Source organism: Vibrio zhanjiangensis, from assembly GCF_030161235.1.
Taxonomy (GTDB): domain Bacteria; phylum Pseudomonadota; class Gammaproteobacteria; order Enterobacterales; family Vibrionaceae; genus Vibrio; species Vibrio zhanjiangensis.
In genome coordinates this window covers 1-5,553 of record NZ_BSPW01000087.1, presented here as the reverse complement: position 1 = coordinate 5,553, position 5,553 = coordinate 1, and the positions used below count along the sequence as shown (strand labels likewise).

The 5,553-nt window shown below is 37.2% G+C and carries 7 protein-coding genes; 6 read left to right on the top strand and 1 reads right to left on the bottom strand.

Annotated features, from left to right (window positions below):
* The first annotated feature begins 45 nt into the window (after nucleotides 1–45).
* From QQK21_RS19050 to QQK21_RS19025, 6 genes are all read left to right on the top strand, one after another.
* Entirely contained in the window at nucleotides 46–393 is a 348-nt protein-coding gene (locus tag QQK21_RS19050; protein WP_284193762.1) for a hypothetical protein, read from the top strand.
* A 126-nt stretch (nucleotides 394–519) separates the two neighbouring features.
* Complete coding sequence (locus tag QQK21_RS19045; RefSeq protein WP_284193761.1) at nucleotides 520–951, top strand: hypothetical protein; 432 nt, start codon at nucleotides 520–522, stop codon at nucleotides 949–951.
* A 471-nt stretch (nucleotides 952–1,422) separates the two neighbouring features.
* Nucleotides 1,423–2,493 carry a hypothetical protein gene (locus QQK21_RS19040; protein WP_284193760.1) on the top strand — a complete coding sequence of 357 codons (1,071 nt, stop codon included), beginning with the start codon at nucleotides 1,423–1,425 and terminating at the stop codon, nucleotides 2,491–2,493.
* A 35-nt stretch (nucleotides 2,494–2,528) separates the two neighbouring features.
* The gene (locus QQK21_RS19035; RefSeq protein WP_284193759.1) at nucleotides 2,529–3,197 is read left to right on the top strand and encodes a hypothetical protein; all 669 of its coding nucleotides are present in this window, start codon (nucleotides 2,529–2,531) and stop codon (nucleotides 3,195–3,197) included.
* A 198-nt stretch (nucleotides 3,198–3,395) separates the two neighbouring features.
* Nucleotides 3,396–4,418: a DUF3289 family protein gene (locus tag QQK21_RS19030; RefSeq protein WP_284193758.1), complete on the top strand. Its 1,023-nt coding sequence runs from the start codon at nucleotides 3,396–3,398 to the stop codon at nucleotides 4,416–4,418.
* Nucleotides 4,415–4,732 (top strand): hypothetical protein, encoded by a 318-nt coding sequence (locus QQK21_RS19025; RefSeq protein ID WP_284193757.1) that lies wholly within the window; start codon nucleotides 4,415–4,417, stop codon nucleotides 4,730–4,732. Before QQK21_RS19030 ends, QQK21_RS19025 begins: the two co-directional genes overlap by 4 nt.
* A gap of 255 nt (nucleotides 4,733–4,987) precedes the next feature.
* Here the strand turns inward: QQK21_RS19025 and QQK21_RS19020 are convergent, their stop codons facing one another.
* Nucleotides 4,988–5,527, bottom strand: a complete 540-nt coding sequence (locus tag QQK21_RS19020; protein WP_431313144.1) for a cysteine hydrolase family protein — start codon at nucleotides 5,525–5,527, stop codon at nucleotides 4,988–4,990.
* Nucleotides 5,528–5,553: the final 26 nt, after the last annotated feature.

Below are 5,553 nucleotides of genomic sequence, written 5' to 3'. Positions count from 1 at the left end.
GCCAGTGGATGCCGAGAATCGGCTTAAATCTGTGTCCGGAATTTGTTGACCACTACAAATTGTACTTTAAAAGAATATAGCGGCTTAGGTATTGAGCGAGCAAAAAACTACCTGCGTAAAGTCGCTGAAATTGAAGTTCCTACTGGTACTGTCTATTGGAGAAAAGTCGTCGAAGCAAGAGATATCAGGAATATCATTGCTCACAATGCTGGACACTTAGATGAGAATTCGCATAGTAAGCAACTTAGAATTGTTGCCAGCAGTCTAAATTTAAATTCGCATCAATTTGCTAGAGTCCACCTTGAAGTTACACAAGTGTATATCTTTGAAATTATTGAAGCTATGACTAGTGTGGCTAACGAGCTTTGGCGTAACACGACGGAAAATGCCTAACAAAGCAAATCAGATGGACGCTTAACGCTTGGGTGTTAGTGGTTTAAAGGTTTTTGTTGCTGCGACATTGGTGTTAGCGCCACTGTTTGCGACGTTATGTTTACCATCAATAATGGAGCTATACATATGGAAAGGTACGCTTATTTTTCTCCGGCAATTGTGTCAGCGGAGGAGTTAAGAGGGGCTTATGCGTTTGCTGTTGATATTGCAAAGAAGCACAATTCTCATTTGACAGTTTTAGTTAACAGCATCAGTAATTCAGAACAGTTTCTTGAAAAAATCTTCACAGAACAAGAAACAAACAAGCTTAGACGATATGAAACTATTGTTAAAAATGGACTAAGTATTGAGTTAAAGTCTCCGGACGGATTCAAAGACTATCAATCTTATGGCGTAATTTTAGCTATACATTCGTCTCCAAAGGCAATAAATAAAATTGAATCCAACGATCAAACTTTAGCAGTAATTGCAGTTGCTGAGATTAACCACTTAGCTGAGCATCTTACCAACTGGAAAACTGAAAAAGGTGTTAAAGAATTTAAGCAACAAGATGCATAATTCATATGAGCCCTTCTCTTGCCAATCGGTAATAGCATTCTTTTGGCTGCGTGAGCAGCCAATACTTTAGAAAATCAAAGCCGTTTACTTCGCTTTCCCCAAATTCAGCTTATCCGAATCTAACGATTTAGATCTCGAACTCCAACCCCAACCCATTCTTGTCCATCTACGAGCTATAGGTAAGTTTCCTGCACAAACGCAGCTGCCCCATTTCGTTTTTCGATCATGCCAAAATTCGTGGAATTTCGCCTTCTTCAGTACACGTATGCTATAAACTTAGTTGACTATTTTCCTTCAAGTGTCATGATGAATCTTATTAGGACGACATGTTCCACCTTTGTATTCATTACCCTAAATTTTAGGCAATTAATCAGTCAGTTACTGCCATCATGTCCATATTTTATCTCTGCCAAGTGTGGACATTGTCCGTTGAAAAAAGACTGTTATGTTTTTTACAAATGGAGAGAACAAATGGATAAAATATTCAATTTGTCCAACGTTTCAGAAACTGAAAAGAAAGAAATGTTGGAGAATAAAGTCGATTTCAGTAAAAAAAATAGTCAAATAGCTTCAGAAAGTAGAAAGAATAGTAAAAGTGGCAAGTGTTTGTATTGCAAAAAAACAACAACAAGTTATTGCAACTCTCACTCAATTCCAGCGTCATTTTTGAAGAACATTGCTAATGGTGGAAAGTTATTAGCTCACGGTGGGTTAATTGATCTTCCTTTGTTAAATGCAGAATCTGGAGTAAATAATGCAGGCACTTTCCAAGTTATCTGTAGAGATTGCGATGGAAAAATTTTTAGTAATTACGAAAGTAAAGCTACTTACGACAGTGAAATTAAGCAAAAAACGCTTGCTCAGATCGCAATGAAAAACTATCTAAAAACTGTTAGCCAAAGAGCATTTGAAATAGCGTTTCATGATCATCTATCAGATGATTCCGGTATTGACCTAAGTTCGATCAATAATATCAAAGATATTGACCTAAAAGAGAATGTCCGAGGCTTTGAGCGTGCAAAAAAGGTAGACGCGAAATGCGTGCAAGATGAATACTACTTATTTTTCTATGAAAAGCTCAATTACGTCGTACCTATTGCATTTCAGCATAAAATAGCACTTGCAGTGGATTTGGAAGGAGATGTTATAAATGATCTTTATAATCACGATCCTAAATATAAAATGCAACATTTGCACCTAGCCGTTTTTCCTCTTGAAGAGACCAGTATTGTTATGATGTTTATAGACAAAAACGATACTAGATATCGTCAGTTTATCCGTCAGTTTAACAAGTTAGCACTAGAAGATAAGTTGGCATTATCCAATTACATGATCTTCTTATATTCGGAAGACTTCTTCCTTTCGACTTCACTTGATGAAGAAATTGTTAACGATGAAACTCTTAAACGTGTTTCAGGCAGCCTAGGTTTAGCACTTATTGGTCGAAATCCTATAGACAGTCTTAAAGAGAACTATAAACTATCTGAATTCAAAGATATTCCTAACTTTTTATCTCAAGATCTTTCAGTAGAGCGAAAATAAAACATAATAGACGTTGGTCTCTATAGGAGAATTTTATGAATCGCAATGAAAAGTTTGAAATTGGAAATGATCCTACTCTTTCCTTAGATATCAAAATTTCAAAGCTATATAGTGGTTCTCAAGTGACTCGGGCGTTAATCGGCGGAGTTCCTTGGGTTGGTACATATATAGATAATGTACTTACCGACAAGGCTCAGGGTTTTGCTCAAAAGCGTTTAGAAGCATATATATCTGAGCTATCAGCTCAAGTTGAAGAGTTGAAACTTCAATCGATTGCTCAAGATGATGAAGTGATATTTGATTTGTTTCAATCATCACTTGATAAAGTGGCAAAAACGAAATCAAGCGAAAAGATAAAACGATTTGCCAGTTTATCTGCTTCATGTCTAATTGGAGAGTGTTCATGGGATGAAACTGAAGCAGCACTGAATCTGGTCAATAAGTTATCTGATATCCAAATGGAAATACTGAAAATCGCTCATCAGAGCAACGGGTACATATTGGTGGAAAAAATTCCTACAGTTTTGACCTCACTAACTAAGTCATCTTCCATGTTATTTTGTGCTGATCTCGTATCAAAAGGGTTACTAAAAGATCAAGGTGTATCTCATTTTGATACAGGAGCAATTGAAATGCTCTCATCGACAGAACTAAATGACTGGTTTCTAAAAAGGGTTCGTAGCTTGAGCAGTACCGAGACATAACAAGGCGTTATTAGGTCTTGCGCTAAAACAAAATTGTCCATATTGCTCGCGGATGTAGGGGACTAAAAGCGTCACTTCGAGCGTTTAAGCAATCAAAATAACTATTTGGTGACTAATGTATAAAAATGCCTTGTTGGAGATTATAACTTACTGAAATTATTGATACCATCGCCCTTATTTTTGTGTGAGTGAACTGAAATGCGGTATGAATCTTTCCCGTACGCCCCAGAAGAAAGGCAAGAAACCACAAGAGAAAGAGCGGAGCGTCAACGTCAAGAGCGCAGAGCAGAATTAACCTATACCGCTAAGGATCAGAAACGTTGGGCTGAAAATAGAGAGCGCGTTCTTGCTGAGCGTAAATTGGCTGAAGAGTGGAAACCTGTAGGTGGTAACTTCCCATTATTGGTCTATCAAACACAAAACAAAATGGATGATTTTGATGCGCCTGATATGACTTTTGGTGATGAAGACCGTTTTAAAATAGAGTCCTATGGATTGATGCAGCCATTTTCTCAAAGTGTTAATTATGACCCAGATAATATTGCTTCTGATGGTTCACATACTTCCCTTAGCGAAGACCAGTTTTCCTTACCTGCAAGTGAACATTTCGAACGTATGAGATCTTTAGGAAAGGTTTTCTCTAACGTTACGGTCGGTAGCATTTTAGGGTTTGAAACAAGCTCTGTTTTCTCTGAAATGGTTGATAAATTTGAGCGTAATGAGGGGGGGTATTACAACAACCCATTGCTAGATAAGGCTTTAAAAGAGCATGAGACTACCGCTAGATTTCATCAAGCGCTAAAAAAATGCTTAGAAGAGAGTCTTCAAAATGGGAAGCTACCCGATAATATAGTTGATATTAGCAGCCGTTATTTAGGCAAAGGTGGCAAGCGCCCCTCTAATTTGCCTCATTTCCCCATATCGAAAAAAAGTCTATTCGATGGGACTGTTCTAACCATACATGGTATTTGGTCTATGCGTGTTTATGTTGAAAACCTCGAATATAAAGGAAATCAAATTAGAGGGACTTTTAAGTATGAGATTCAGGATCATTTTGGTTTAGATGTTAGAGATATTGATCATAACTCATTTGATGGTATAAAAGAAAATGATGGTAAGCCTTATGAATGGTTAGAAGGGTTCAGGTCATGGTACTTATTACAGCATTTTAAGGAGTATGGATATCAGCCATTTATTACTAAGATGGATTTTAGTCTATGAGCTTAAAGGTGAAGTTCTTTTTAATTATACCGCTAATAGCGTATTTAGATTTGTTGCTTTCTATCGTATTCAACATACAACTTATTCCCGATTGGTTTTTTTATAATACAGAGCCTCACCCCGAAGACCCACCTCAGCAAGGGTGGATTCCTGATAGTTTAATCATCGTATGGGTGTTTTTTGTAGTTCCTTTAAGTTTCTTTGTAGGTTCAATATACACGGCTTACAAAAAATTTTGGTGGTGGTTTGGTGCTTATATGTTGCTCGGTGGTTTACCTGTTGGTATTTTTTCTATCGCAGTGTATTTAGGGTGATTTAACTTAAATTCTTTAATCCGTATTGACAGACAGAAACAATCTTTTGTTAGTGCGATTTACTTATCGCACTAACACTTCATAACAACTTTGCCATACCTGCAGTTATTCATGGTTTGCTAATGTTAGGTTTTCTGAAAATGACAATTGTCCATCAATGTGTCATCGAGAGCTTGGCTGGCACAAAAATGCCCCATTCTGTTTTAACAGAAGTACTCAGTGACCACTGACGGCACTGAGTTTGTAATACTTTTCTTATGGCTCTCCATACCATAACACTTCGGAAAACGTTACTAGAGGTATACGAGGTGATGCTGCATTTAAAGCTATTTTATGAATCATCTTATCTGTGGTTGTACAGCAATCTTCAATAATTGAAACTTTATATTTTTCTGCTTTCTTCGATATTGCAGTATGCGTAACGCAATTTTGCGTCATCATCCCGCATATAAGCAATTCATCAATATCGAACTTTCCCAGCGATTCCTCTAAATGAGTTTGATGAAAACTATCGGCATGCTGTTTCTGTATAACTTCAGCATTCGGGCATATTGCCATTATTTCTGGGTGGATATTTGCTCCTTCACTACCTTTTTCAAAGAAAGGTGCCATTCCTTTAGGGGCTGAAGATATGTGTTGGACAAGAAATACCGGAACATGCTGTTGGTTGGCTTTAGCAATTAATTCTTTGGTGTTTATTAGAATCTTATCCGTGTTCCACAAAGGAAATCTACCATCAGGGAAGTAATCGTTTTGTATATCAATTGCATATTTCGGAGCATTCCGATCAGTTATTTCGGGATTATCCGATCACCCATTTC

Bases quoted from the DNA above. Each gene is read 5' to 3' on its own strand.
- QQK21_RS19045 (WP_284193761.1), top strand. From the start codon at position 520: ATGGAAAGGTACGCTTATTTTTCTCCGGCAATTGTGTCAGCGGAGGAG.
- QQK21_RS19040 (WP_284193760.1), top strand. From the start codon at position 1,423: ATGGATAAAATATTCAATTTGTCCAACGTTTCAGAAACTGAAAAGAAA.
- QQK21_RS19035 (WP_284193759.1), top strand. From the start codon at position 2,529: ATGAATCGCAATGAAAAGTTTGAAATTGGAAATGATCCTACTCTTTCC.
- QQK21_RS19030 (WP_284193758.1), top strand. From the start codon at position 3,396: ATGCGGTATGAATCTTTCCCGTACGCCCCAGAAGAAAGGCAAGAAACC.
- QQK21_RS19025 (WP_284193757.1), top strand. From the start codon at position 4,415: ATGAGCTTAAAGGTGAAGTTCTTTTTAATTATACCGCTAATAGCGTAT.